The organism is Flavobacterium sp. HJ-32-4, from assembly GCF_022532105.1.
GTDB lineage: Bacteria > Bacteroidota > Bacteroidia > Flavobacteriales > Flavobacteriaceae > Flavobacterium.
This window is the reverse complement of record NZ_CP092832.1, coordinates 1,937,011-1,961,757: the sequence shown is the minus strand read 5'-3', so window position 1 is coordinate 1,961,757 and position 24,747 is coordinate 1,937,011. Positions and strand designations below refer to the sequence as shown.

General features: G+C 52.6%; 21 protein-coding genes and 1 pseudogene. 4 read left to right on the top strand and 18 right to left on the bottom strand.

Annotation, left to right across the window (positions count from 1 at the left end):
* Positions 1-2: 2 nt before the first annotated feature.
* From MKO97_RS08105 to MKO97_RS08070, 8 genes are all read right to left on the bottom strand, one after another.
* Entirely contained in the window at positions 3-938 is a 936-nt protein-coding gene (locus tag MKO97_RS08105; RefSeq protein WP_241102708.1) for a cbb3-type cytochrome c oxidase N-terminal domain-containing protein, read from the bottom strand.
* Complete coding sequence (locus tag MKO97_RS08100; RefSeq protein ID WP_241102707.1) at positions 935-1,126, bottom strand: CcoQ/FixQ family Cbb3-type cytochrome c oxidase assembly chaperone; 192 nt, start codon at positions 1,124-1,126, stop codon at positions 935-937. Before MKO97_RS08100 ends, MKO97_RS08105 begins: the two co-directional genes overlap by 4 nt.
* Positions 1,127-1,131: 5 nt before the next feature.
* Positions 1,132-3,321, bottom strand: a complete 2,190-nt coding sequence (ccoN, locus tag MKO97_RS08095) for a cytochrome-c oxidase, cbb3-type subunit I (protein WP_241102706.1) — start codon at positions 3,319-3,321, stop codon at positions 1,132-1,134.
* Between the two features lie 2 nt (positions 3,322-3,323).
* Complete coding sequence (gene ccoS / locus MKO97_RS08090; protein ID WP_241102705.1) at positions 3,324-3,509, bottom strand: cbb3-type cytochrome oxidase assembly protein CcoS; 186 nt, start codon at positions 3,507-3,509, stop codon at positions 3,324-3,326.
* Positions 3,510-3,518: 9 nt separating this feature from the next.
* A complete protein-coding gene (locus MKO97_RS08085) occupies positions 3,519-5,963 on the bottom strand; it encodes a heavy metal translocating P-type ATPase metal-binding domain-containing protein (protein ID WP_241102704.1) in 2,445 nt (814 codons plus the stop codon).
* Positions 5,964-6,062: 99 nt separating this feature from the next.
* Positions 6,063-7,493 (bottom strand): APC family permease, encoded by a 1,431-nt coding sequence (locus MKO97_RS08080; protein WP_241102703.1) that lies wholly within the window; start codon positions 7,491-7,493, stop codon positions 6,063-6,065.
* Between the two features lie 126 nt (positions 7,494-7,619).
* Positions 7,620-7,877, bottom strand: coding sequence for a Txe/YoeB family addiction module toxin (locus MKO97_RS08075; protein WP_241102702.1), 258 nt, complete (start codon positions 7,875-7,877; stop codon positions 7,620-7,622).
* On the bottom strand, positions 7,877-8,131 hold the full coding sequence (locus tag MKO97_RS08070) for a type II toxin-antitoxin system Phd/YefM family antitoxin (protein WP_241102701.1): 255 nt from the start codon (positions 8,129-8,131) through the stop codon (positions 7,877-7,879). Before MKO97_RS08070 ends, MKO97_RS08075 begins: the two co-directional genes overlap by 1 nt.
* A 455-nt stretch (positions 8,132-8,586) precedes the next feature.
* Here MKO97_RS08070 and MKO97_RS08065 point away from each other — a divergent pair, with 455 nt between their 5' ends.
* Entirely contained in the window at positions 8,587-9,114 is a 528-nt protein-coding gene (locus MKO97_RS08065; protein WP_241102700.1) for a hypothetical protein, read from the top strand.
* Between the two features lie 297 nt (positions 9,115-9,411).
* Here the strand turns inward: MKO97_RS08065 and mazG are convergent, their stop codons facing one another.
* The 6 genes from mazG to clpB form a co-directional block, all read right to left on the bottom strand.
* Complete coding sequence (gene mazG, locus MKO97_RS08060) at positions 9,412-10,182, bottom strand: nucleoside triphosphate pyrophosphohydrolase (protein ID WP_241102699.1); 771 nt, start codon at positions 10,180-10,182, stop codon at positions 9,412-9,414.
* Positions 10,183-10,517: 335 nt separating this feature from the next.
* Positions 10,518-10,946, bottom strand: a complete 429-nt coding sequence (locus tag MKO97_RS08055; protein WP_241102698.1) for a DUF5606 domain-containing protein — start codon at positions 10,944-10,946, stop codon at positions 10,518-10,520.
* A gap of 14 nt (positions 10,947-10,960) precedes the next feature.
* The gene (gene def, locus MKO97_RS08050; protein WP_241102697.1) at positions 10,961-11,551 is read right to left on the bottom strand and encodes a peptide deformylase; all 591 of its coding nucleotides are present in this window, start codon (positions 11,549-11,551) and stop codon (positions 10,961-10,963) included.
* Positions 11,552-11,654: 103 nt separating this feature from the next.
* Positions 11,655-12,950: an anthranilate synthase component I family protein gene (locus MKO97_RS08045; RefSeq protein WP_241102696.1), complete on the bottom strand. Its 1,296-nt coding sequence runs from the start codon at positions 12,948-12,950 to the stop codon at positions 11,655-11,657.
* 180 nt (positions 12,951-13,130) lie between these two features.
* Complete coding sequence (locus MKO97_RS08040; protein ID WP_241102695.1) at positions 13,131-14,429, bottom strand: MFS transporter; 1,299 nt, start codon at positions 14,427-14,429, stop codon at positions 13,131-13,133.
* A 374-nt stretch (positions 14,430-14,803) separates the two neighbouring features.
* Positions 14,804-17,398, bottom strand: coding sequence for an ATP-dependent chaperone ClpB (clpB, locus tag MKO97_RS08035; protein ID WP_241102694.1), 2,595 nt, complete (start codon positions 17,396-17,398; stop codon positions 14,804-14,806).
* A 230-nt stretch (positions 17,399-17,628) separates the two neighbouring features.
* Here clpB and ytxJ point away from each other — a divergent pair, with 230 nt between their 5' ends.
* Both ytxJ and MKO97_RS08025 read left to right on the top strand, forming a co-directional pair.
* Positions 17,629-18,012 (top strand): bacillithiol system redox-active protein YtxJ, encoded by a 384-nt coding sequence (ytxJ, locus tag MKO97_RS08030; protein ID WP_241102693.1) that lies wholly within the window; start codon positions 17,629-17,631, stop codon positions 18,010-18,012.
* A 30-nt stretch (positions 18,013-18,042) separates the two neighbouring features.
* A complete protein-coding gene (locus MKO97_RS08025) occupies positions 18,043-18,654 on the top strand; it encodes a hypothetical protein (RefSeq protein ID WP_241102692.1) in 612 nt (203 codons plus the stop codon).
* On the opposite strand, the gene MKO97_RS08020 is transcribed toward MKO97_RS08025, so the two are convergent.
* The 4 genes and pseudogenes from MKO97_RS08020 to fahA all read right to left on the bottom strand — a co-directional run bounded on the left by MKO97_RS08020 (position 18,651) and on the right by fahA (position 23,323).
* Positions 18,651-19,709 (bottom strand): agmatine/peptidylarginine deiminase, encoded by a 1,059-nt coding sequence (locus tag MKO97_RS08020; RefSeq protein WP_241102691.1) that lies wholly within the window; start codon positions 19,707-19,709, stop codon positions 18,651-18,653. The two genes, MKO97_RS08025 and MKO97_RS08020, sit on opposite strands and share 4 nt — an antisense overlap.
* Before the next feature lie 92 nt (positions 19,710-19,801).
* On the bottom strand, positions 19,802-20,677 hold the full coding sequence (locus MKO97_RS08015; protein WP_241102690.1) for a carbon-nitrogen hydrolase: 876 nt from the start codon (positions 20,675-20,677) through the stop codon (positions 19,802-19,804).
* Between the two features lie 74 nt (positions 20,678-20,751).
* Entirely contained in the window at positions 20,752-21,933 is a 1,182-nt protein-coding gene (locus MKO97_RS08010) for a hypothetical protein (RefSeq protein WP_241102689.1), read from the bottom strand.
* 105 nt (positions 21,934-22,038) lie between these two features.
* Positions 22,039-23,323 (bottom strand): annotated as a pseudogene (fahA, locus tag MKO97_RS08005) (fumarylacetoacetase).
* Positions 23,324-23,421: 98 nt separating this feature from the next.
* Here fahA and glyA point away from each other — a divergent pair.
* Complete coding sequence (glyA, locus tag MKO97_RS08000; protein ID WP_241102688.1) at positions 23,422-24,696, top strand: serine hydroxymethyltransferase; 1,275 nt, start codon at positions 23,422-23,424, stop codon at positions 24,694-24,696.
* Positions 24,697-24,747: the final 51 nt, after the last annotated feature.

Here is a 24,747-nt window from a genome sequence, read left to right as displayed (position 1 = left end):
TCTTATGGCTTCACGACCGCCGCTGCTACGGCAGTAGAATCAGCCGGTTTGGCCGCCTTTGCGTCGTCTTTCCAGATTTCGCCATCCGGTGCCTTCGGATTCTGCGGCTTACTGCCCTGCAGCGACAGCACGTAGCTGGCCACCTGCTGGATCTGCGTCGGTTTGAGCGTCGCTTTCCACGCAATCATCCCTTTGCCATCGCGTCCGCCATTCGTTACGGTATGGAAAACATTTTTGATGCCGCCACCCAGCAACCAATACTCGTCAGTGAGGTTCGGTCCAATCTGTCCCCCTGCATCTGCGCGGTGGCAGGCGACGCAATTGGCGGTAAAGATGGCCTTGCCCGCTGCCAGGGAAGTAGCATCCGTCAGCAACGTAACTTTCTCTTCCGTCATCTGGTCAGGTGCCGTCTTCTTGTAGGCTTCAATGGCCATCTTCGCTTCTGCAATTTCCTTACGCAGTTCGAGCTCGGGTTCGTCTGTGCCGATCACGTGGAACCGCACGAGGTAAACCGCCCCGCCGATGATGGTCAGGTAGAACAGGTAGAGCCACCAGGGTGGAAGCCGGTTATCGAGTTCCTGTATCCCATCGTAGTCGTGGTTGAGCAACAGTTCTGACTCCTCTGAAATCGGACGGGAACGGGTCAGTACTTTCATCACCTTACGCCACGCCTCCGCAAGGGCCGCATTGGTATCGGTGGCTTCTTCCAGTTGTTTTTTCTGCTCGTCGGTGAGCAGGTGATAGGTCACGTTATCGACCGCACTGATGGTGATTTCGATAGCCACCAGGAGGAAGAAAAAGACAAAGAGGAAAATCGATACGATCGGGAACTTGATAAAAGCCGGGCGATCGCCTGAGTCGATGAAATATTCCAGCGCCCCGAAAACAGTGAAGAAAATAACGGGAATGCGCACATAAACAGGAATCAGCTTTTTCATTGGTCAGCGTTTTGGAGGTTATCGTCGGTCAACGGAATCTGGCTAAGTTGTTGGATCCTTTCGCGGCTGTATGAGATCACCCATACCCCCAATCCGACAAAGAACAGGAAGAAGATCAGTAACGACAGGATCGGATAGATCTCGACTCCTGCGATGGTTTCCATATTGTGTTTGATTTGTTCGAACATGGCTATCAGGGTTTGGTGTTCGGTTTGACTTTGATGTCGGTTCCCAGTCGTTGCAGGTAGGCAATCAGGGCCGTAATCTCGCGCTCGCGCATCGGCACGAAGGTCTCGCCTTTCGCGGCGGCAGCTTTCCGGCTCTTCTCGTTACTCTTCACGAAATCGGGATCCATTTCCAGGCTCTTCTCAATCGCCGCCGATTGTTCGGCAATACTCTTGCGGGCATTGGCAATATCGGCATCCGTATACGGAACGCCCAGTTTCTGCATCACTCTCATCTTGTTTTCGGTCTCCGACAGGTCCAGCGCCTTGTTGGCGAACAGCCATTTGTAGGAAGGCATAATGGAACCGGCCGACGTACTTTGCGGATCATACAAGTGGTTGAAATGCCAGTTGTCGTTGTATTTTCCACCCACGCGCAGCAAATCCGGACCCGTGCGTTTGGAGCCCCACAGGAATGGGTGATCGTATACATACTCACCGGCTTTCGATTGCGGACCATAGCGTTCGACCTCACTTCGGAACGGACGCACCAGTTGCGAGTGACAGCCTACGCAGCCTTCGCGGATGTAAAGGTCGCGGCCTTCCAGTTCAAGCGGCGTGTACGGCTTGACACTTGCGATGGTGGGAATATTCGATTTGACCATCAACGTCGGCACGATTTGGATGATACCACCGATCAGGATGGCAATCGTAGCCAGGATCGTCAACTGCACCGGACGTCTTTCCAGCCAGGAGTGCCATTTCTCGCCTTTGAAACGACGGTTCGAGATGCGCTCAAGGGCTGGGGCTTCGGCTGCTTCATCTTCAACCGCTTTATTGGCGCGGATGGTGCATACGATATTGTAGACCATAACGAACATACCAATCAGGTAGAGCGTTCCACCCACCGCCCGCATGGCATACATCGGGATGATCTGGTTGACGGTTTCGAGGAAGTTGCCATAGGTCAGCGTTCCGTCTGGGTTGAACTGCTTCCACATAGACGCCTGGGTGAAACCGGCAACATACATCGGGAGGGCATACAACACAATGCCGAGCGTGGCGATCCAGAAGTGGAAATTCGCGAGTTTGTTGGAATAGAGGTTGCCTTTCGTCATGCGCGGAATCAACCAATAGCCGATACCAAAGGTCAGGAAGCCGTTCCAAGCCAAGGCACCTACGTGTACGTGGGCGATGATCCAATCGGTAAAGTGGGCTACCGCGTTGAATTTTTTGATGGAAAGCATCGGGCCTTCGAGTGTCGCCATTCCGTAGCCGGTGATGGCCACTACGAAGAACTTCAGCACGGGTTCCTGACGCACTTTATCCCAGGCACCCCGCAGGGTCAGCAACCCGTTGATCATACCACCCCAGGACGGTGCGATCAGCATCACAGAGAAGACAACGCCCAGGTTCTGTGCCCAGTTTGGCAGGGCCGAATACAGCAAGTGGTGCGGACCTGCCCAGATATAGATGAAAATCAGCGACCAAAAGTGAACAATAGACAAACGGTACGAATATACCGGACGTCCGGCCGCCTTTGGCAGGAAGTAATACATGAGTCCGAGGAACGGCGTCGTAAGGAAGAACGCCACCGCGTTGTGTCCGTACCACCATTGCACCAACGCATCCTGAACACCCGCATAGGCAGAGTAACTTTTCAGGGCATTGACCGGCAGTTCGAGGCTGTTGAAAATGTGCAACACGGCTACCGTCACCAGCGTGGCGATGTAGAACCAGATGGCCACATAGAGGTGTCGTTCGCGACGACGCAAAATCGTCCCGATCATATTGATGCCGAATACGACCCATACCAGTGTGATGGCAATGTCGATCGGCCATTCCAGCTCGGCATATTCCTTTGAAGTGGTGATACCCAGCGGCAACGAAATAGCGGCGGCGACGATGATCAACTGCCAGCCCCAGAAGTGGATTTTGCTCAGTGTATCACTGAACATCCGGGTTTTGAGAAGCCGTTGCATCGAGTAGTAGACGCCGGCAAACATCGCGTTCCCCACGAAGGCAAAGATGACCGCATTGGTATGCAGGGGACGAAGACGTCCGAAGCTGAGCCATGGAATACCCTCGGTCAGGTTCGGAAAAAGGAAAAAGAGGGCGAGCAACAAGCCCACCGTCATCCCAACGACACCGAATACGATGGTGGCGTAGAGGAAGTTCCGGACGATCTTATTGTCGTAGTAAAATTTTTGGATTTCCATATTCACGTTGTTTTTGCTTGGTTTTCAGTTGTTGCCGCATCCGTGCGAAGCTCGTCGTCGAAAAGCATACGGACAGATGGGGTGTAATCATCGTCGAACTGGCCGCTGCGTGTTGCCTTTACGAAAGCGAAAAGAAAACAGGCCGCGATGACGATACTAATTGAGATTAAAATCCAGATGACGCTCATAACAGTTTACTATTTCAAAGGTAGATTAGACCGTAACCCGGAAAAATGATAATTATCAGCCGAAACGGCTTTTTTAGCGGGTTTCTTACGAAAAACCGAGCGGGCATAGGCGTTGCCGACGATGGTCACGAAACTGACAATCGTCACCGTACTCAACGGCATGATGATCGCCGCCACCAACGGATATAAGTGTCCGGAAAGGGCATAGGAAAGACCGACGACGTTATACAGCAGCGATAAACCGAAGCTCATCGTGATGACCCACATCGCTTTGCGGGACAGGGAGAGGAATCCGGGTAGGGCCGCGAAATCGGCGGCATCGAGTATGCCATCGCAGGCCGGCGAAAAGATATTGACATCTTCGGTAATCGAAATCCCGACGTTGCTCTGCGCGAGGGCACCGGCATCGTTGAGTCCGTCGCCTATCATCAGTACCTTCCTTCCCTCCGATTGCAACGACCGGATGTATTCGAGTTTGTCTTGTGGCGTCTGGTTGAAACGCATCGTCACACCCTTTGGCAGCAGGTTTTCGAGTCGCTCGCGTTCGCCTTCGTTGTCACCGGATAAGAGTCCCACCCGATACCGCGCCGACAACGCCGTAAAGACCTCTTCCAAAGATTCGCGGTAGCGTTGCGCAAAGCGGAAACGACCGGCGTAGGTTCCGTTGATGGCCACGTGCACCTCTGCGGTTTCCTGCTGCACGGGAGCGCCCACAAAAAGAGCCGAACCCAGCGTGATGTTGGTCGCGCCTACGTCCGCCTGGATGCCTTTACCGGGAAGTTCCTCATACGTGCTGACCGGATCAGTACCACCCGTAGCGAGATGCGTATACAACATCCGGCTGAGAGGATGCTGTGAATGCTTGAGGGCACTGGCCAGTTGGCGTTTTTCCCCTTCGGAAAGAAGACGTCCGTCGTAGGATATGGCACCATCACCGGATGCCGTGATCGTACCCGTCTTATCGAAGATAATCGTATCCACCGACGCCAACTGCTCGATGACCCGGGCATTTTTGAGATACAGACGACGCCGTCCGAGGATACGAAGGATATTCCCAAGGGTAAAGGGGGCGGTGAGGGCCAGGGCACACGGACACGCCACGATCAATACCGCTGTGAAGACGTTGAACGCTGTGGTCATATCGCGTCCCATCCAAAAGAAAAAACCACCGAAGGCAATCACCAGCAGTGCGGGCGTAAAGTAGCGGCTCACGCGATCGGTCACCGATTCTACCGCCCGTTCGTGCTGTTTCTGGAAGATCTCGTTGGCCCATAGGCTGGTGAGGTACGACTGCGACATATCGGCGACGACCTCCATCTCGATGGAAACCCCGCATTGGCGTCCGCCGGCAAAAAGCTTGTCGCCGGATGTTTTCCGTACGGGAAGGGCCTCGCCCGTCACGAAACTATAGTCGATAGAGGCCGTGGGCGACATCAGCACCGCATCGGCGGGGATCAATTCCTGGTTGCGGATCAGTAGCCGGTCGCCTTTCCGTATCTCGTCCACCGGAACACTCTCCTCCTGCCCGCTTACGATACGCGTCACCGCGACCGGAAAATACGAACGGTAATCGCGTTCAAAGTTCAGGAACTGGAAGGTCTTGGTCTGGAAGGCGCGGCCGAGCAACATAAAAAAGATCAACCCGCACATCGAGTCGAAAAAGCCCGGTCCGTGGTTCAGCAGCATATCCGCAACGCTGCGTACGAACATAACGATGATGCCGAGTGCGATGGGTATTTCAATGGTCAGCCGACTCGTACGGATCGATTTCCATGAGGCTTTATAGTAACCACTGGCGGAATACAGGAAACTCGGAAGTGCCAACAGAAAGATCAGCAACCGAAAGAAACCCCGGTATTGGTCGAGCCAGTATTCGTGCAGTTCGAAGTATTCGGGGAACGACAGCAACATGATGTTCCCGAAGCTGAAGAAGGCAACCGCCAGTTTGTAAAGGTCTGACCGGTCTTTCTTTACGGTCTCGCCTTTGTAGTTCTCAAGGCTGATGTAGGGTTCATATCCGATACGGCACAACAGGCCGACCAGCCGTTCGAGTGTGGTTTGGTTGGGATCGAACAGGATGCGGACGTTCTTTTTCGGGAAGTTCACCGTCGACTGCCGCACCCCTGCGTCGAGGCGTGAGAGGTTCTCCAGTATCCAGATACAGGAACTGCAGTGGATATGCGGAATACGAAGGGTGACGATCGCCGTATCGCCTTCCTGAAAATCAAGCAGGCTCGATGCGATCTCGGCATTCGAAAGGAAGCCGTATTTTTCAGACGCCGCAGTGGGAGAAGCACCCGGCGCTGCCGCAAAATCGTAGTAACACGACATGTCGGAGGCGCTGAACAGCTCGTAGACCGTTTTACAACCTTCGCAACAGAACCGCTTTTCATCAAAGGAAATCACGTCGGCGGGAAGCAGTAACCCGCAATGGAAACACGTACCGGAACTCATTTTTGCTCATTTACCTGAGGCAAAATTCCGGAGCCGGGCCCGAGAGGAATATGACAAGTATCAGTACGGCGCGATTTCCGCTACCACACCCGCAAATGGCTACGCTTTCTTCTTCAGGAAACCGTAGTACACCGGCACACCCAGTGCGACGACACCGATGGCCACCGCGGTATTGACGGTATCATAAAGGAAGAGTGCCCCGCAAATCCCCAGGGTCACCAAAAGGTAGATGATGGGCAGCGCCGGGAAACCGAACGCGCGATACGGCCGATCGGCCTGTGGCTCGGTCTTACGCAGTCGGAACACCCCAAGTATGGTGACCATATAGAAAAGCAACGACGCAAAGGTGGCGTATTTGATCAAGGTACCATAGGTACCGGAAAAACACAACAGACTGGCCCAGAGGCACTGCACCCATAGGGCTTTGGCGGGAACATCGTGGCGGTTGAGTTCGCCGGCCTGGCGGAAGAACATACCGTCTTTGGCCATGGCGTAGAAAATACGACCACCGGCGAGGATGAGTCCGCTGTTGCAACCAAAAGTCGACACCATAATCAAACCGGCCATGATCAGCACGCCGGCATTACCGAAAATCACGCTGGCGGCGGCAGCCCCTACCCGATCCTGGTCAGCGAACATGATACCGCGCTCCAGTACGGAAACCCCATCCGGATTACCATTGAGCGGCAACAGCGACAGATACGCGAGGTTCGCCAAAAGATAGATGACCGTCACAATAGCAGTTCCTAGGAAGAGGCTTCGCGGGATGTTCTTTTTCGGATCGCGTATTTCCCCGGCGATAAACGTAACGTTGTTCCAGGCATCGCTTGAAAAAAGCGGGTTGATGATGGCGGCGCCCAACGCACCCACCAGCGCTCCACCGGCGAGTTCGGTGATCGATCCGTCGGTGCCGGTTTTCACCGGATGCCACATATCGGCAAAATTGGCGGCGAGTGTATCGGTCTGCAATCCGACGTAGAGTCCGAGGAAAATCAGGGAAAAGATCGCCACCAGTTTAGCGGCCGTAAAGGTTGTCTGCACCGCCTTACCCGACCGTACGCCTTTGGTGTTGATATAGGTCAGGAGCAGGATGCTGAGCAATGCCAACACCTGTTTGAGGGATATGACATACGCGCCCGCTTCGAAAAGCTTCGTTTCAAGCGCTGGGAAAAACACCGCGGTATAATTGGCAAAGGCCACAGCGACCGCCGCGATGGTACAGGTTTGGATGACCGTGAATACCGTCCATCCATAGAGGAACGACCACAGGCGTCCGAAGGCCCGCTGGATGTAGACGAACTGTCCGCCCGCGGTAGGCATCATCCCCGCCAATTCCCCATAGGTCAGCGCCGCGGTCATGGTCAGGAAGCCCGTCAACACCCACAGCAACAGCATATAGCCGGACGATCCGATGTCGCGCGCCATAAGGGTGGTTACGATGAAAATGCCCGACCCGATCATTGAGCCCGCTACGATGGAAGTAGCGCTCACGAGTCCGAGCGAACGCTGTAATTGGTGTTTTTCGGCCATGTTTTTGGTTGTTTGGCTAAAGATAGTAATTAGCGAATTAGGAAATTAGCGAATTAGCGAATGGGAATTAGATCATGAGAAAATGAGATAATTAGATAATGGGGGCAGATCAGTGGCGAAGAAACACTAATCGTAATGATGCCTGCATTTGACGATTTGGATTTCATCGTCCTGGTAGCGATAGATCAATCGGTGCTCTTCATCGATCCGCCTCGACCAGAATCCGGAGTATTTGTGTTTTAGGGGTTCCGGTTTTCCGATTCCTTCGAAAGGCGACCGCGCAATATCCTTCAGTAGGTCGTTGATTCGCTTTACCTTCTTTTTATCGATTTTTTGCCAATAAAGGTAGTCTTCCCAAGATTCGTCTACAAAAACGTACCGCATTAGTCTTCAATCAGGTCTTTATCGAATGCCTTCCCGTTGCGCAGCTTCTCGATTGCCGAATCCAGTCTTTTTTCGTTCGCACGGGAAGACAACTCATAACTGGTGGCCATGAGGGAATTATACTCTTCAAGCGACATGACAACGATACCGGAATCCTTACCCCTGTTGATGATCAGGGTTTCAAAATTCTTTGCAACACGATCAAGGTAGGATTTGATGTCTTTTCTGAATTCGGAGATATTGGCGACGAACATTGTTGTATATTTTGTACAAATATAAGTACAATATACGAATTAGATAATGAGAAAATGAGGGCAATTAGATAATTAGCGAATTAGAAAATGAGATAATGAGGAAATGAGATAATTAGATAATGTGGGACTAGCGAATGAGGCAATTGGGTAATGGGCTATTTTTGGGATGGAAGCGGGAACGGGGGAACAGAAAAAGATGGAAATAATCAGGAAGGAAAAACGATAAAATGAAACGTGGTTACAACCCTATCCCAATGAAACGAATCCATCTAAAAATGAGGAACGTAGTATTTTTTCTGATTTTGGTCAGTATGGGTTGTAAACGCGGTGAATCGACTGACTATATTGTGTCAAAACAGGACTCATTGTTTGCCGAAAGGCAAAAGAAGGAACCGCGGATAGTACGCCTAAAAACACCGGAATCCCTGAAGTGGTATTCCAACACCGTCGTTGTTTTGGATCGAGACCGTGTTTTCCTGTACCAAACGGAAATCGAACGGGAAACGTCTGGTTGTGGAGACTCAGGGTTTCCCGCCAATAAATATCCTAACTACCTGTTCCTTACGCCCGAGAACCTGATCAGCGTTGACACTGCCTATTTTTTTGACTTTGTGAAACACAATGATCACATTTTTAATTTGTCTGACCTTCCGGAGGATCATTTTTCCTTCTTCCAGATTGCAACCACAAATGACACGATCAAACAGGCTTTTGTGGACCAACTCCTGAAGGTGTTTCATCCTTCCAAAAATCGTAATTTCCAAATCCGAATGGCGACGGAAGAGGAGAAAACCGTCATTGCTTTCAAGAGGGGTAAAAAGGAATTTGTTCCAACGGCTGTCAAGTGGAGCCGCCACTTCCTTAGCGGACGAAACGCACCCAATGAGCCGGCTTATTACCGGGAGGAACGGCAGGCACACGATGTAAGAAAGGCTGTTCCGTTCGGTCGAGCCAGCATGGCAAGACGCCATTTTTGTATGTAATGTCTTCCGTTTCTCAATTGAGACTAAAAAGTCTCTTCAACGCGCGGCTGGTCTGTTTCTTTAAGCTAGGAGATAACTGTTTCGTTTCCCTGGATGGCGATCTAGCTCTAAGCGTCGGCTTTTCCCTTACCCAACACTAATATGGTAAACTCGGTTTTGCCCCTGTCCCATTAGCGCATACGATGATTCTTGATCCCCCTTACTACCACGCTCCTACCCCATTATCTAATTTTCTCATTATCTAATTCCACATTCGCTAATTCGCTAATTGGCTCATTCGCAAATTGCCTCCGCTACTCACAGCTTCTTCGCTTCCTCCCAAAACACATCCATTTCCGCCAACGTCATATCGGCCAGTTTTTTACCGGTTTCGGCGGCGCGTTTTTCGAGGTGTTGGAAGCGTTTGATGAACTTTTTATTGGTGCGTTCGAGGGCGTCTTCGGGGTTGACGTTGAGGAAACGGGCGTAGTTGATCATCGAGAACAATACATCGCCAAACTCCGATTCGATGCGGTCGTGGTCGGCCGTTGCGACTTCGTGCTGTAGCTCGCCCAGTTCCTCCTGCACTTTTTCCCAGACCTGCTCGGGTTGTTCCCAGTCGAAGCCGACGCCTTTCACTTTATCCTGTATGCGGCTGGCCTTCACCATCGCCGGCAGGCTGCGGGGCACGCCTTCCAACACCGATTTCTTGCCTTCCTTCAATTTCAGTTTCTCCCAATTTTGCTTGACTTCCTCTTCGTCCGCCACGGTCACATCCCCATAGATATGCGGGTGGCGGTGGATGAGTTTCTCACAAATCTCATGGCACACATCGGCAATGTCGAAATCACCGGTCTCGCTTCCAATCTTGGCGTAAAAGACAATGTGGAGCAGCAAATCGCCCAGTTCTTTCTTCACCTCCTGCAGGTCGCTGTCGAGGATGGCATCGCCTAACTCATACGTCTCCTCGATGGTCAGGTGGCGAAGCGACTGCAGGGTTTGCTTTTTGTCCCACGGACACTGCGCGCGCAGGTCGTCCATGATGTTGAGCAAACGTTCAAAAGCGGCGAGTTGGGCGGGTCGGGACATAGAAGGAGGTTTTGGGTTTTGGGTGTTGGGTGTTGGGTTTTGGGTTGGGATTCGGGTAAGCTTGATATGTATTCTTTTTCTGAGAAGGAGGATTAGAAGTTCTTGGTTCGTAGTTCGTAGTTCTTGGTTCTTGGTTCTTGGTTCTTGGTTCTTGGCTCTTTCCTCTTTCCTCTTTCCTCTTTCCTCTTTCCTCTTTCCTCCTTGCTCCTTGATACCTGATACCTGATACCTGATACCTGATACTTGATACTTGCTCCTCGCTCCTTCCCCAAAAATAAAAAATCCCGTCAGCCTTAACGACTCACGGGATGTGTTGTTTTTGGAAAAGTTATGAACTACTCCGCTGCGGCTGCATCGGTTTCCACGCCGGCTTCGGGTGCTTCTTTCGAAACGAGTCCGTTTGCCTGCAGGAGGTTGTACCAGTTCAGTACTTTTTTGATATCAGAGGTATACACCCGGTCGCGGTCGTAATCCGGAAGGACTTCGGAAAAATAGGCCTCAAGTTTGGCGTTGTCTTCTTTGTGCGAGAGGGCGGGACCTTCGTTTTCTTTTACCGCGATGGCGCGCATGACCTCGGTCAGCGGTTTTTCTTCAGTGTCGGTGTAGATCGAGATTTCCGACAACAGACTCACGTTCGAACGCAGGCCGACGGTCACTTTCTTGCCGTCTAACAGCGACTCGGCCACGAAACCGGTGCGGGTTTGTACTTTCAGGACGAACAATCCGGGCTTTCCGGAAATGGCTAATACTTTTTCTAAATTCATATGTAAAAAGGAGGTTACCTGCCTTTCTTAGGGGCGGCGAAGCGCATTTTGTAGTCCGGACGCGCTTTGCCTTCCATGATGTTCGAAAGGCGTCTCTTGATGAGTTGTTTTTTTAGGGTCGACAGGTGGTCGGTGAACAGGATGCCTTCGATGTGGTCATACTCGTGCTGGATCACACGCGCGGCCAGTCCGTCGAATACATCCGTGTGGGTCACGAAGTTTTCGTCCTGGTATTCGATCGTGATGCGCTCATGGCGGTAGACGTCTTCACGCACTTCCGGAATACTGAGGCATCCTTCGTTAAAGGGCCACTCCTCGCCTTCTTCCTTCAGCATCCTGGCATTGATGAACACCTTGCGGAAGTTCCTCAACTGTGCCTGTTCGTCAGCACTCAGGTCTTCGTCGTCGCTGAACGGTTCGGTATCGATCACGAACAAGCGAATCGGGAGTCCCACCTGAGGGGCTGCCAATCCCACCCCGTATGCATTATACATCGTTTCGAACATGTCGGCGATGCGTTGCTGCAATTCAGGATAGTCGCGGGTAATCGGCTCGCACACTTTGCGCAGCACCGGGTCGCCGTAACCTACAATGGGTAAAATCATCTTTCAAGGATTGGATGCGCTGCAAAAATAGATTTTTTGGGCGTTTGATGGTAGTTTTGGGACGAAAATAACATTTCGCGCCCACAACCTTCTCTCCTACTGATTATTGCGTCATCAGCACCCGCTTCATCGCCGCCGACTTCAAGAGGCACTCCTCATACTCGGCTTCCGGATCGGAAAGAGCCGTAATGGCGCTACCGGCGGAAAACGAGACATACTTCCGTTCGGCCTGGTAAAGGATACTGCGGATGACGACCGAAAAGTCGAAATCACCCGTTGGCGTGAAATAGCCCAAGGCACCCGAGTAGAGTCCGCGTTTGCTTTCCTCAAAGAGTTCAATCAACTGCATCGCACTGATTTTCGGGGCGCCGGTCATACTGCCCATCGGAAAGGTCGTCCGCAGTATATCAACCGGATCGGTTTCGGGCGTCACTTCCGATACCACCGTAGAAATCATCTGGTGCACCTGCGGAAAGGTATGGATGCCGCACAGTTCCTCTACCTCCACACTGCCACGGGTAGCAGTACGCGAGAGGTCGTTGCGTACCAGGTCGACGATCATGATATTTTCGGCCCGGTCTTTCGCGCTTTCCGACAGGGCGGTACGGTTGCGTTCGTCGGTAAGGGAATCCCCTCCGCGTGGCGCCGTGCCTTTTATCGGTTGCGAAAAGACGCGGGTTCCCTTTTTAGCCAGGTAGCGCTCGGGTGAGGCCGACATCAGGAAGTCGCGGTGGCGTTTCAGGAAAGCCGCAAACGGAGGAGCTGAAACCGCGTTGAGCCGTTGGTAGACCGACGGCGGATCGAGCGTGGCATCTTCCGCATAAAACTCCATACAGAAATTGACTTCATAAATGTCTCCACGGTGGATGTGTTCCTGCAACCCCTGTATCTTCGACAAATACGCCTCGCGCGGCACACGTTGCGCGATAGCCGGAAGTGAAGGCGGCGGTACATCGACTACCTCCGTAGCCAATATATGCTGGAAATCGTCCTCCATTTCGTCATCACACAACGGCAGGTAGTGTAGGGCGACGTTGGTTCCGGACAGGAAAAACAATTTTTTGGGCTGGAAGAAAAACAGGTCGGGGAAGCCCAAACCATCCGGATGCTCCGATACCAATGCCTCGGTGTCGTTTTTCAGGTCATACGACAGATAGCCGAACAGCCAGTCTGACGTCGTTTTCCGATACTCCGACAAGGCATCGAAGGCGCCTGTACTATCCGTACAAATCTGCGTCAGCGCGTCAACGGCCAACACGGCCTCCCATTCGACAAAGCGCGACGGGTAGCGGTTGCTCTCCAGAAAAACAACTTCGCGGTGTGCCTGCGCCCATTGCAGTAACTTCTGGCGAAAGGCCGCCCCATCGGGAACGGTGTAGGTGGTAACGGATCGTTGCATGCCGCGCTAAGTTACGAAAGTTACGGGCAAGGAAGGAAGGGGGCGAAAACGTTAAAACGTTACGTTCCGGACGTGTCGTTTTACGGTTACGGATGAAAAAAATGTAAAAAAGGAAGGGTTTAGGGGTCGCTGGATGAAAAATCCTCAAAATGGAACCTGAGACGACGTATCCCATCCCTCTTACCCCTCTTTCTCGTCGTCGGATTTGGTCGAAAAGGTGAAGTTCCGCAACGCCGGGGCGCGAAAGAACGTAAACGCCACGATTCCCAGGGTCAGGCAACCACCCGTCACGACAGCGCGCACCGTGCCCAGCCAATGCGCCATTACCCCGCTTTCGAAATCGCCGAGTTCGTTAGAGGAACTGACGAACATGGTATTGACCGATGCCACCCGGCCCCGCATGTGATCGGGCGTCACGAGTTGCAGGATGGTGCTGCGGATGACGACGCTTACGGCATCGAACATGCCCGAAAAGAGCAGCATGAAAAACGAGAGATAGAAGTTCCGTGAGATGCCAAAAACGATGATGGAAAGGGCGAATCCGGCCACGCAGCCCAACAGTTTCTTTCCCGGATGGGTTTTAAGTGGGATGAACGCCAGCAACGCCATCGTCACCAACGCCCCTATGCCGGGCGCGGCACGGAGCATCCCGAAGCCCATTTCATCTACAAACAGGATTTCCTTTTGGTAGACGGGCAGTAACGCTACCGCCCCTCCGAACAGCACCGAGAACATGTCGAGTGCCTGCGCGCCGAGGAGTGCAGGCGTACGCCAGACGAAACGGAGTCCTTCCGTCACACTTTTCAGGATGGGTTCTTTTTCTTTTTTATGGATGGGTTTGGGACTGATGAAAAAAAGCGGTACCACCAACATCACCAGTAAGATGGCGGCGGCTCCGAACAGCGCCGTTTTAACACTGGTCAATGCGATGAGGAAACCGGCTACCAACGGACCTGCGACGGCGCCTACCTGCCACGCCATGCTGCTCCAGCTTGTCGCATTGGGGTAAAGCGTGCGCGGCACCAACAGGCCGGATAGCGAGAACATAGACGGACCGTAGAACGAGCGAATCACACCGCCGATGAACACCAGTAAATAAACCAGCTGAACCGTCATGAAAGACGACATCGACCCCTCGACATCCGGTAAGGCCAGGGCCGCGAGGGCAAAGGCGGAGAGGATGTACCCCACCAGGCACAGCATCACCATTTTGCGCTTTTCGTTCAGGTCGACGAAGTGACCGGAAAAAAAGGAACAGGCAATTGCCGGGATGACTTCCGCGAGGCCGACGTAACCAAGGGCGAGCTTGTCGTGGGTAAGTTCGTAGACCCAGTAATATAAGGTCGTCGACTGCAGGTTGAGGGCGAAGATGATACCGACCCGCATCGAGAGGTAGTAGCGAAACTCGGCAATGCGCAGCGCCGGATTCTTGGCCAGGAAGCCTTTTTCAGGAAACGGAACGGGGTTGCCGGTCTGCATATCGTTTGGGACGGTTTCTGAGCGGCAAAAATACGGGTTTTGGGATGGCCCTACTTCCACCAAACACAAAAAAGGCAGGAGTCTACACAAAAAAGCCCAAGCTTTCCGCTCGGGCTTTGGGTTCTTTATAACTGAAGCGTGCTACCAAACCCCACTCCGTTTTGACCAGACTGTAATTTTAACAAAAGATGCCGTTTTCCCGTAATCGGATATCGCGATTTTTCGGTAAGGGACGCATCCGCCCCTCCCCTAAGACCAAGATACATTTTCCCGCGGACATGCCTTTACGGAAAAACCGCCTATTTTGTTAATTAACGCTTCCTAAGCCGATCAGACAATCTATTGTACAATATGGGTAGCGGATGCGCTTCGACTTATGCGACCAGAGAGTTACGAAACACCAACTTCCCATCAAAACTATCCAATAGGATAATCGCGTCCGTCGTAATCGTACCTCCGAGTATCTCCTTTGACAACTCGTTCAGCACTTCTTTCTGGATGACGCGTTTCACAGGCCGTGCCCCAAAGTGCGGGTCGAATCCTTTTTGGGCCAGGTAATCGATGGCTTCGGGCGTGGCGTCGAGCGTGATGTTCTGCTGGGCGAGCATCCGGGTGATGCCTTTGAGGTTGAGCGCGACGATTTCACGGATGTCCTCCTGCGAAAGCGGCGTAAACATCACGATGTCGTCGATTCGGTTGAGAAACTCCGGACGCACCGTTTGCTTCAACAACGCCAGCACTTCGGTTTTGGCCGCTTCGGTCGCTGCTTCGATGCCACCGCGCAGGTTCTCGAATTTTTCCTGTATTACCTCAGCGCCCATATTCGATGTCATGATGATGATGGTGTTACGGAAATCCGCCAGACGACCCTTGCTGTCCGTAAGGCGGCCTTCATCCAATACCTGTAACAGGATGTTGAACGTATCGGGGTGGGCTTTCTCGATTTCGTCTAACAGCACTACACTGTAGGGTTTGCGGCGGACGGCTTCGGTAAGTTGCCCCCCTTCATCGTATCCGACATACCCCGGAGGCGCGCCCACAAGGCGGCTGACCGCATGTCGCTCCTGGTATTCGCTCATATCGATACGGGTCATCGCATTCTCATCGTCAAAAAGGTACGAAGCCAGTGCTTTCGCCAATTCGGTCTTACCAATACCGGTCGAACCCAGGAAAAGGAAGGTCCCGATGGGCTTCTTCGCATCCTGCAAACCGGCCCGGCTACGGCGTACGGCATCAGACACGGCGGAGATGGCTTCTTCCTGGCCGACAACGCGTTTATGGAGTTCCTCTTCGAGCTTCAGGAGCTTCTCGCGTTCGCCCTGTAGCATTTTGGTGACCGGAATTCCCGTCCATTTCGCTACAACTTCGGCGATATCTTCGCGGGTCACTTCTTCTTTGATGAGGGCTTTCCCTTCGTTTTCAGCCAGTTGCTTCTGCAAGCCTTCCAATTTGGCCTGGGCTTCCTTGATCTTGCCGTAGCGAAGTTCGGCTACTTTACCATAATCGCCCTCGCGCTCGGCCTTTTCGGCTTCTACCTTGAAATTCTCGATTTCGGCCTTGGTGGTCTGCACGCTGTCCACCAGGTCTTTTTCGCTTTTCCATTTGGCGAAAATCTCGTTTCGCTCTTCTTTGAGGTTCGCGAGTTCGAGTCCGAGTGATTTCAATTTTACATCGTCGTTCTCCCGTTTGATGGCCTCGATTTCAATCTCGAGTTGCATGACTTTGCGGTCGAGTACGTCGAGTTCTTCCGGTTTGGAATTGATCTCCATACGGAGTTTCGACGCGGCCTCGTCCATCAGGTCAATGGCTTTGTCGGGGAGGAAACGATTGGTGATGTAGCGTTGCGACAGCTCTACCGCGGCCAGGATAGCTTCGTCTTTGATGCGCACCTGGTGGTGGGTTTCGTATTTCTCTTTGATACCGCGAAGGATGGAAACCGCCGATTCGGTATCGGGCTCGTCGACCATCACTTTCTGGAAACGGCGTTCGAGCGCTTTGTCTTTCTCGAAGTATTTCTGGTATTCGTCAAGCGTAGTGGCGCCGATGGCACGGAGTTCCCCACGGGCCAGTGCCGGTTTGAGGATGTTGGCCGCATCCATGGCCCCTTCGCCCCCGCCTGCTCCCACCAGCGTATGGATCTCGTCGATAAAGAGGACGATGTCGCCATCCGAGGTGGTGACTTCCTTCACGACCGACTTCAGGCGTTCCTCAAATTCGCCTTTGTATTTGGCGCCGGCGATCAACGCCCCCATATCAAGCGAATAGATGATTTTGTCTTTCAGGTTTTCGGGCACGTCGCCGTCTACGATGCGGTGCGCGAGTCCTTCAGCGATGGCGGTTTTACCTACGCCTGGTTCGCCGACGAGCATCGGGTTGTTTTTCGTGCGGCGCGTCAGGATCTGGAGCACCCGACGGATTTCTTCGTCACGGCCGATTACCGGATCCAGCTTGCCATTGGCTGCCAGTTCGTTGAGATTTCGGGCGTATTTCGACAAGGCATTGTAGGTTTCCTCAGCGGACGCCGACGTCACGCGTTCGCCTTTTCGCAATTCCTCGACCGCAGCCTGTAGTCCTTTTTCGGTGACGCCCTGGTCTTTCAGTATCTGCGCCACTTTCGACGACGATTTGAAGATGGCGAGTAGTAGGTGTTCGACCGAAATGAACTCGTCGTTCATCTTTTGCGCGATGGAAATAGCGTCGTTGAGGGTTTTGGCTGTCTCGCGCGACAACTGTTGTTCGCCTCCACTTACCTTCGGAAAGGATTGCAGCGTACTGTCGAGTACTTGCCGGAACAGCGGCACGTTTACGTTCAGTTTTTTAAGCAGGAAGGGTGCCACATTCTCGTCGACTTCAAACACCGCTTTGAAGAGGTGCTCGTTTTCGATCTGTGGATGTTGGAAGGTCTGGGCGATCTGCTGCGCCTTTTGGATGGCCTCCTGTGATTTGATGGTGAAGTTATTGAATGTCATATGTAGTTGAGGGTTGATGGTTCAGGGTTCAGGGTTCGGGGTTGTTGGTTGTTGGTTGTTGGTTGTTGGAACTAAGCCTAACACCTTCCTCCGAGCTCCCAACTCCTAACTCCTAATTCCTGACTCCCCTTCTTGTCAATCCCCATTCCATAACGCAGTTTCCGCCAAAATGGCGTATATTCGGTTTTTTTACTACCCCAGAAACGCCAAAATGGCTAATAACGAGACATATGGGCATACTGAATAGCCTTTTTGGAAACTCGGAACGTACCGCATCTTCGGGGTTTCCGTGGACGGCGCTGACCTCAACCGGTCAATTGGCCGAAGCGATCGAGGCATCGCACAACGCACCCGTAGTGGTGTTCAAGCACAGTACACGTTGCAGCATCAGCCGGTTCGCGCTGAAGCAGTTTGAGCAGGAATATCGTTCAGATGAGGCCGCCGCACTCTACTACCTCGACCTGTTGGAATACCGCGACGTATCGAACGCCATTGCGGAAACACTGGGCGTCCAGCACCAATCGCCGCAGGTAATCGTGCTGCGGGATGGGGCGGTCGTTTACCACAGTTCACACGAAAATATCGAGGCAAAGGCCGTCGTCGCCCATTTCTAAAACCCGCAAACGTTTATCTTTGCCCCGTTTATGCGAAACGAGGTCGTTTTATTCACGTTGCAACGGATCATGGCACTGGCAGTAGCCGGGGCGGTGATTGGCGTGCTGCACCAGGACGACCTTACCGTGGCCTTCCTTCTCGCGGCCTATTCGATTGTGGTGTACCTCCGCAAAAAGAAGATGCCGGGTGCGAAACTCTATTTCCTGGGTTACATACTGTCGGCCCTCGGCGGTGTGATGGCCGAACACTGGGGCATCTCCAACGGCCACTGGACGTATCACGACCTGTCTGACGGGCGTACGTTTCCATATTGGTTGCCATTCGCCTGGGGACTCGCCTTTACGTTCCTCTATAGTTTTGAACGGGCCTATATACTGGCCTTCCGCATCCGTTCGTTTGGCGTGAAATTTTGCCTGACGCTGCTGGTTTCGGCGCTGTTCCCTACGATTGGGGAGATCGTCACCGTGAAATTGGGTGTATGGACCTACCATTGGCCGTATCAGGTACTGGGCATACCACTTTATGCCATAGGCTTATTGATGGCGTTCCACAGCGGGATGTACCTGCTGCTGTGCTGGACCGGAAAAAGGTGGCGCGTCAGTGACCCTGTCTTCGGGCGCACGCCAGTGGAAACGCTTTAAACCGCGGGTTCCTGCTGGCTCAGGCAATGGAACGAACCCAATCCCCAAATCAAGTCGGTCGAATCGATACCTACGACGGTACGATCTCGGAAACACGCTTGTAGGATCGCCAGTGCACGGGCGTCGTTGGCATCGCGGAAGGTAGGCACGATCACTTTTCGGTTTGAAATATAGAAATTGGCGTAGGAAGCTGGCAGCCGTTGGTCGTCCCAAATGACGGGCGATGGCATGGGCAATTCCACTATCTGCAGCGGTTCGCCGTTTTCGAGTTTCATCTGCTTCAACAACGCGAGGTTTTCCTGTAACAAGTGGTAGTTTTCATCCTCCGGATTTTCTTCCACCACGGTCACGACGGTCGTTTCATTCACGAATCGGGTGATGTCGTCGATATGGCCGTCGGTGTCGTCGCCGACAATACCGTCCCCCAGCCAAAGGATGTGGGTAACACCATAATAGTCGCGGAGGTACGCCTCAATCTCTGCCTGTGACAGGTGCGGATTCCGGTTTTCATTGAGTAGGCAGGCGGTCGTCGTCAAGAGCGTCCCGCGTCCGTTGAACTCTACGCTGCCGCCTTCCATCACAATCCCCGGATGGAACACGCGCAGTCCCAGTGCGGCCCCGATTTTCGTCGGTATGACGTCGTCGAGGTCAAAGGGCGGATACTTCCCTCCCCAGGCGTTATAGCCCCAGTCGACAATTGCTTTTTCTTTTGTGGCGGTATTGATAAGGAAAGCTGGTCCGTGATCGCGGCACCAGGCATCATTGGTGGGATGGAAATAGAAATGGACGTGTGGCAGCAACTCCTCTACCTCGACGGCAGCGGCATACGAGCACGTCCGTATTTTGTCGAGGGCGAACGCTTTCATCCCTTCATCCGCGACGTTGATGTTTACCGTCTGGTGATCCGCTACTTGCAGGATGAACTCGCAATAGGGATCGTAAATCGTATCAATCTTACCCGGCCACGACGCTTCTTTGTGCGGCCATGAAAGCCAGAGCGCGGTTTGCGGAGCGAATTCGGGGGGGAAGGAGAAACCGAGTTGGTTGGGAGTCATATAAATTAGCGAATGAGCGAATTAGCGAATGTGCCAATTATTGTACGCATGTGCTTTGCATTCGCTAATCGACTCATTCGCTAATTCGCTAATTAATCCTCGTCAATAAACCGCTTCATAATCGGCTGATAACTATCAATCCGTCTGTCGCGAAGGAATGGCCAGTGCATACGGAAGTAATCAGATTCGTTTTTGTCGATGTCGACCACAACGGTCTCTTCTTCATCGTGGGACGCGAGATACAGGAGTTTGCCCTGTCCGTTCGTGGCGAAACTGCCGCCCCAGAATTTCATGCGTCCTTCCTGTTCAAAGCCAACGCGGTTCACGCTGACCACGGGAACTCCATTGGCCACAGCATGCGAACGCTGTATGGTTTGCCAGGCGTTGTATTGGTCGCGGTTGGTTTCTTCGTCCTGGTCGGTGGCCCAGCCGATGGCGGTGGGGTAAAACAGGATTTCAGCCCCCATCAACGCGGTGATTCGGCTGGCTTCCGGATACCATTGGTCCCAACAGATCAGGATGCCAATCGTAGCGAACTTGGTCTTGAATACTTTGTATCCGAGGTCTCCGGGCGTGAAGTAGAACTTCTCATAAAAGGCCGGATCGTCGGGGATGTGCATTTTGCGGTATTTGCCCAGATAGGTGCCATCGGCATCGATGACCGCGGTGGTATTGTGGTAAAGGCCTTCGGCCCGTTTTTCGAAAAGGGAGGCGATGATTACCACACCGAGTTCCGCGGCGACTTCCGAAAGCGCTGCCGTCGATTTCCCCGGGATGGATTCTGCCAGTTTGAAATTCTCGTAATCCTCTACGTCACAGAAGTAGAGCGAGGTAAACAGTTCCTGCAGGCATACGATCTGGGCGCCGTCTTTCGCGGCTTTCCGTATTTCGCGGATGGCTTTGTCGAGGTTAGGCTGCTGCTCTTTTACGCACGACATCTGCACGAGGCCGACTTTTACTTTTGACATGGTGGTATACTGAAAAATGAGGCACAAAAATACGAAAAAGGAAAACGCCGGGAACTATCCGGCGTTTGTCTTGTTTAGCGGATGATGCGATTCCGCGCGATGATGTCCTTGAGTTTGGCCTTCAGGTCTTCACCGGTGTCGTACACCATTTGTTCATTCGGTGGAAACGGCACGGCGGCAGCGTCAAATAGCGGCCAGTATTCTTTTTCGATGGCGCGCTTATCACCGCGGAAACGGGCAAAGACATTTTCGAAAACGAACTCGGATGACAGCGGAAACTTCTGCATCGTCTGGTTATCTTTCATGTTTACATACTCCACGACGGCTGCGACCTTCGCGGCTTTCGTCTGCCGGAATTCGTTAACCTGTATCTTGACCAGTTTCATCACGTCTTCATAAATCGGTTTGCCCAAACTGTCGAGCAATACATTACCCTGGCGGTCGGTCTTCTTGCGTGTGCCGACTTTTATTTCCTTTTCGCGCGCGAACTCTTTTTCCTTGATTTGCTCGGGCGATACGGCGATCTGTTTGAACGCTACCACGATGGCAAAGTCGTAGTTGACATCCGATTGACGGCGGCCGTGGTAGACCGTCCATTTTTCGTTAAGGCCATACGTATTGAAATCGAGCAATTCGTCTTCGAGGCGACGCGGGATCATTACATCGCTTTCGTTTTTGGTGTAGACGTAAACGAAGTCGGTACCCGCTTTCTGGGCAATCGCAACGTATTTGGCCGCATCTTTGAAATTGGGTGAAATCTCATTGAGGTACAACAGGTCATCGTAAGCACGACGTGCGTTGTCTTTGTTTTTAGTCGCAATCAGCGCCTTTGAGTTTTCATACAGGAACTTGGCGAGCGCATTCTTGCTGCTGACGATTTGGTCGGAGTAGTCTTCAAAAGCGAAAGCTGCTTCCCGTCCTTCTTTCTGCAGGCGCAGCGGCAACAACGGACGGATGAGTTCCTGGCGGCTGTTCAGGTTTACGTAGGTCTGGTAGATTTTCTCGAGGTTCTGCGGATTGGCATCCTTAAACCACAAATCGATATTTCGCTTGTCGCGTTCCTTCGCCTTGGCGAATGCTTCTTCCAGCATGTAGACATATTCCTGCTTGCGTTTGGCGTCTTTATTGCTTCGCAACGACTGCGCTGCCATGTTGATGGCGCCGTCGTAGTCGCCCGAGGTGAGCATGTAGCGGGTTTCTTTTTTGGCGCACGACACAAGGCCCGCAAACGCCAGGAAGAGGAATAGTTTTCTCATGTGGTTTGGTTTGGGGCAAATATAGGAAAGGAAGTAGATATTTAGGAGTGTACCGCAATGGGTTCTCCTTGCTACTCTTTATGCAGGGAATGGAGGCGAACGTGATCAGGCACGCACAAACGGCGGCAACAATTTGCTGCACACCTCGCCGAAGCCGATACGTACTTCCGCATTCTCGCAATAGCCTTTCATGATCACCGTGTCGTTGTCGTTGATGAACTTGCGTTCGGTGCCATCCGACATTTTGAGTGGGTTCTTGCCGCCCCATGTCAGTTCGAGCATCGAGCCGAAACTGTCGGGTGTAGGGCCTGAAATCGTACCCGATCCCATCATGTCGCCGGAATTGACGCGGCAACCGTTTGACGTATGGTGCGCCAACTGCTGGCTCATCGACCAATACATATACTTGAAGTTCGAACGGGTAACCAGCGTGGGTTCGGCACCATCCGGTTGGATGTACACTTCAAGGTCGATATCAAAGGCATGTTTTCCTTTTTGCTGGAGGTACGGAAGCGGCGTCGGATCTTGTTTCGGACCTTTGGTACGGAAGGGTTCCAACGCATCCATCGTGACAATCCACGGAGAGATCGACGAGGCGAAGTTCTTGGCCAGGAAGGGCCCGAGCGGCACGTACTCCCATTTCTGGATATCGCGTGCACTCCAGTCGTTCAGCAATACCATTCCGAAAATATAGTCCTCGGCTTCGTGCACAGGGATGTTCTCCCCCATGACATTGGCATCCGTCGTGATGAAAGCCGTTTCGAGTTCAAAGTCGATGAGGCGCGACGGACCGAAAACAGGCGTGTTATCGCCATTTGGCACGGTTTGTCCCATTGGACGGTGCACCGGGATACCCGACGGTACGATGGTCGAACTGCGTCCGTGATAACCCACGGGGATGTGCAGCCAGTTCGGCAACAGGGCGTTGGCCGGATCGCGGAACATCTTGCCTACGTTGGTGGCATGTTCGCGGCTGGAGTAAAAATCCGTATAGTCACCGATCATGACCGGAAGCTGCATTTCAACGTCGTCTATCGAAAAGATGATTTCGGCACGGTCTTTTGCGTTGTCGCGCAACTCGGGGTTGTTCGCGTCAAAAATGTCGGCGATACGGTTGCGGATCAACCGCCATGTTTTTTTTCCCGTCGGAGATGAAGTCATTCAGCGTATCCTGCATGAACATATCATCGGTGAGTTCAATACCCTCGAAATACCCTAACCGTTGCAGGGCGCCCAGATCGATGGCGCAATCGCCGATGCGGGTACCGGTGGTGATGATATCGTCGGTTCTCAGGAAAACACCGAACGGAATATTTTGGATCGGAAAGTCACTATCGGCGGGCACTTCAAGCCATGAGGAGCGCTTCGGATCGTTGGCAGTAATGGGCATGGGGCTGTAGGTTTTTGTGGTAAAAAAACGGTTTTCAAATATAGACCTTGCCAAACCGTTTTCGTATTTTTGCACTCAAATTAACAAAATTTTACAACATGCGACACGACAAGGATATCTTCGACCTCATACTCGACGAACAAGACCGCCAAATCAATGGATTGGAGCTTATCGCCTCTGAAAATTTCGTCAGCGACCAGGTCATGGAGGCCGCCGGTTCGGTTTTGACGAACAAGTACGCCGAAGGCTATCCCGGACGCCGTTATTACGGTGGTTGTGAAGTCGTCGATATCGTAGAACAAATCGCCATCGACCGCGCCAAGGCACTCTTCGGTGCGGAATATGCCAACGTACAGCCTCACTCAGGTTCACAGGCGAATACTGCTGTGTTTGCTGCCTGCCTGAAGCCGGGCGACAAAATCCTGGGCTTTGACCTGTCGCATGGTGGCCACCTCACCCACGGTTCGCCCGTGAATTTTTCGGGGAAACTCTACCAGCCGGTGTTTTACGGCGTCGAGAAAGAAACAGGCCGTATCGATTATGATAAAATGCAGGAAATCGCCACACGTGAGCAACCCAAAATGATCATCGCGGGTGCGTCGGCGTATTCACGCGACATGGACTTCAAGCGTTTCCGGGAAATTGCCGATAGCGTGGGTGCGCTTTTGCTGGCGGATATCTCGCATCCGGCCGGATTGATCGCAAAAGGACTCTTAAACGACCCGATTCCGCATTGTCACATCGTGACGACAACTACCCATAAAACCCTTCGCGGACCGCGCGGTGGTTTGATCCTCATGGGTAAGGATTTCGAAAATCCGTGGGGTATTACGGGCCCGAAAGGTGATATCCGGATGATGTCGGCCCTACTCGATCTGGCGGTTTTCCCCGGTAACCAGGGTGGTCCGTTGATGCACATCATCGCAGCCAAGGCTGTTGCCTTCGGGGAAGCCTTGTCGGACGAGTTCTTTACCTATGCGATGCAGGTGCAGAAAAATGCCAAGGCGATGGCCGCTGCGTTCGTAAGCCGTGGCTATGACATTATCTCAGGCGGCACCGACAACCACATGATGCTGATCGACCTGCGCAACAAAGGCATCACCGGAAAAGAAGCAGAAAATGCCCTTGTAAAAGCCGAAATCACCGTCAATAAAAATATGGTACCGTTCGACGATAAATCACCGTTCGTGACCTCGGGCATCCGTGTGGGAACTCCGGCTATCACAACCCGCGGATTGGTTGAATCCGACATGGACAAAGTCGTGGAACTGATCGACCGCGTCTTGTCGAATATCCAAAACGAAGCCGTAATTGAGGAAGTGGCCGAAGAAGTAAACGAGATGATGGGCGAACGCGCGATTTTCGTTTTCTAAGACCCATTCCCTTTCCTAAATACCAAACCGCCTTCGGGCGGTTTTTTTATG

What these genes read in the sequence shown, in the direction of transcription:
- MKO97_RS08105 (WP_241102708.1), bottom strand. Translation starts at nt 938, where the DNA reads ATGAAAAAGCTGATTCCTGTTTATGTGCGCATTCCCGTTATTTTCTTC.
- MKO97_RS08100 (WP_241102707.1), bottom strand. Translation starts at nt 1,126, where the DNA reads ATGTTCGAACAAATCAAACACAATATGGAAACCATCGCAGGAGTCGAG.
- ccoN (WP_241102706.1), bottom strand. Translation starts at nt 3,321, where the DNA reads ATGGAAATCCAAAAATTTTACTACGACAATAAGATCGTCCGGAACTTC.
- ccoS (WP_241102705.1), bottom strand. Translation starts at nt 3,509, where the DNA reads ATGAGCGTCATCTGGATTTTAATCTCAATTAGTATCGTCATCGCGGCC.
- MKO97_RS08085 (WP_241102704.1), bottom strand. Translation starts at nt 5,963, where the DNA reads ATGAGTTCCGGTACGTGTTTCCATTGCGGGTTACTGCTTCCCGCCGAC.
- MKO97_RS08080 (WP_241102703.1), bottom strand. Translation starts at nt 7,493, where the DNA reads ATGGCCGAAAAACACCAATTACAGCGTTCGCTCGGACTCGTGAGCGCT.
- MKO97_RS08075 (WP_241102702.1), bottom strand. Translation starts at nt 7,877, where the DNA reads ATGCGGTACGTTTTTGTAGACGAATCTTGGGAAGACTACCTTTATTGG.
- MKO97_RS08070 (WP_241102701.1), bottom strand. Translation starts at nt 8,131, where the DNA reads ATGTTCGTCGCCAATATCTCCGAATTCAGAAAAGACATCAAATCCTAC.
- mazG (WP_241102699.1), bottom strand. Translation starts at nt 10,182, where the DNA reads ATGTCCCGACCCGCCCAACTCGCCGCTTTTGAACGTTTGCTCAACATC.
- MKO97_RS08055 (WP_241102698.1), bottom strand. Translation starts at nt 10,946, where the DNA reads ATGAATTTAGAAAAAGTATTAGCCATTTCCGGAAAGCCCGGATTGTTC.
- def (WP_241102697.1), bottom strand. Translation starts at nt 11,551, where the DNA reads ATGATTTTACCCATTGTAGGTTACGGCGACCCGGTGCTGCGCAAAGTG.
- MKO97_RS08045 (WP_241102696.1), bottom strand. Translation starts at nt 12,950, where the DNA reads ATGCAACGATCCGTTACCACCTACACCGTTCCCGATGGGGCGGCCTTT.
- MKO97_RS08040 (WP_241102695.1), bottom strand. Translation starts at nt 14,429, where the DNA reads ATGCAGACCGGCAACCCCGTTCCGTTTCCTGAAAAAGGCTTCCTGGCC.
- clpB (WP_241102694.1), bottom strand. Translation starts at nt 17,398, where the DNA reads ATGACATTCAATAACTTCACCATCAAATCACAGGAGGCCATCCAAAAG.
- ytxJ (WP_241102693.1), top strand. Translation starts at nt 17,629, where the DNA reads ATGGGCATACTGAATAGCCTTTTTGGAAACTCGGAACGTACCGCATCT.
- MKO97_RS08025 (WP_241102692.1), top strand. Translation starts at nt 18,043, where the DNA reads ATGCGAAACGAGGTCGTTTTATTCACGTTGCAACGGATCATGGCACTG.
- MKO97_RS08020 (WP_241102691.1), bottom strand. Translation starts at nt 19,709, where the DNA reads ATGACTCCCAACCAACTCGGTTTCTCCTTCCCCCCCGAATTCGCTCCG.
- MKO97_RS08015 (WP_241102690.1), bottom strand. Translation starts at nt 20,677, where the DNA reads ATGTCAAAAGTAAAAGTCGGCCTCGTGCAGATGTCGTGCGTAAAAGAG.
- MKO97_RS08010 (WP_241102689.1), bottom strand. Translation starts at nt 21,933, where the DNA reads ATGAGAAAACTATTCCTCTTCCTGGCGTTTGCGGGCCTTGTGTCGTGC.
- glyA (WP_241102688.1), top strand. Translation starts at nt 23,422, where the DNA reads ATGCGACACGACAAGGATATCTTCGACCTCATACTCGACGAACAAGAC.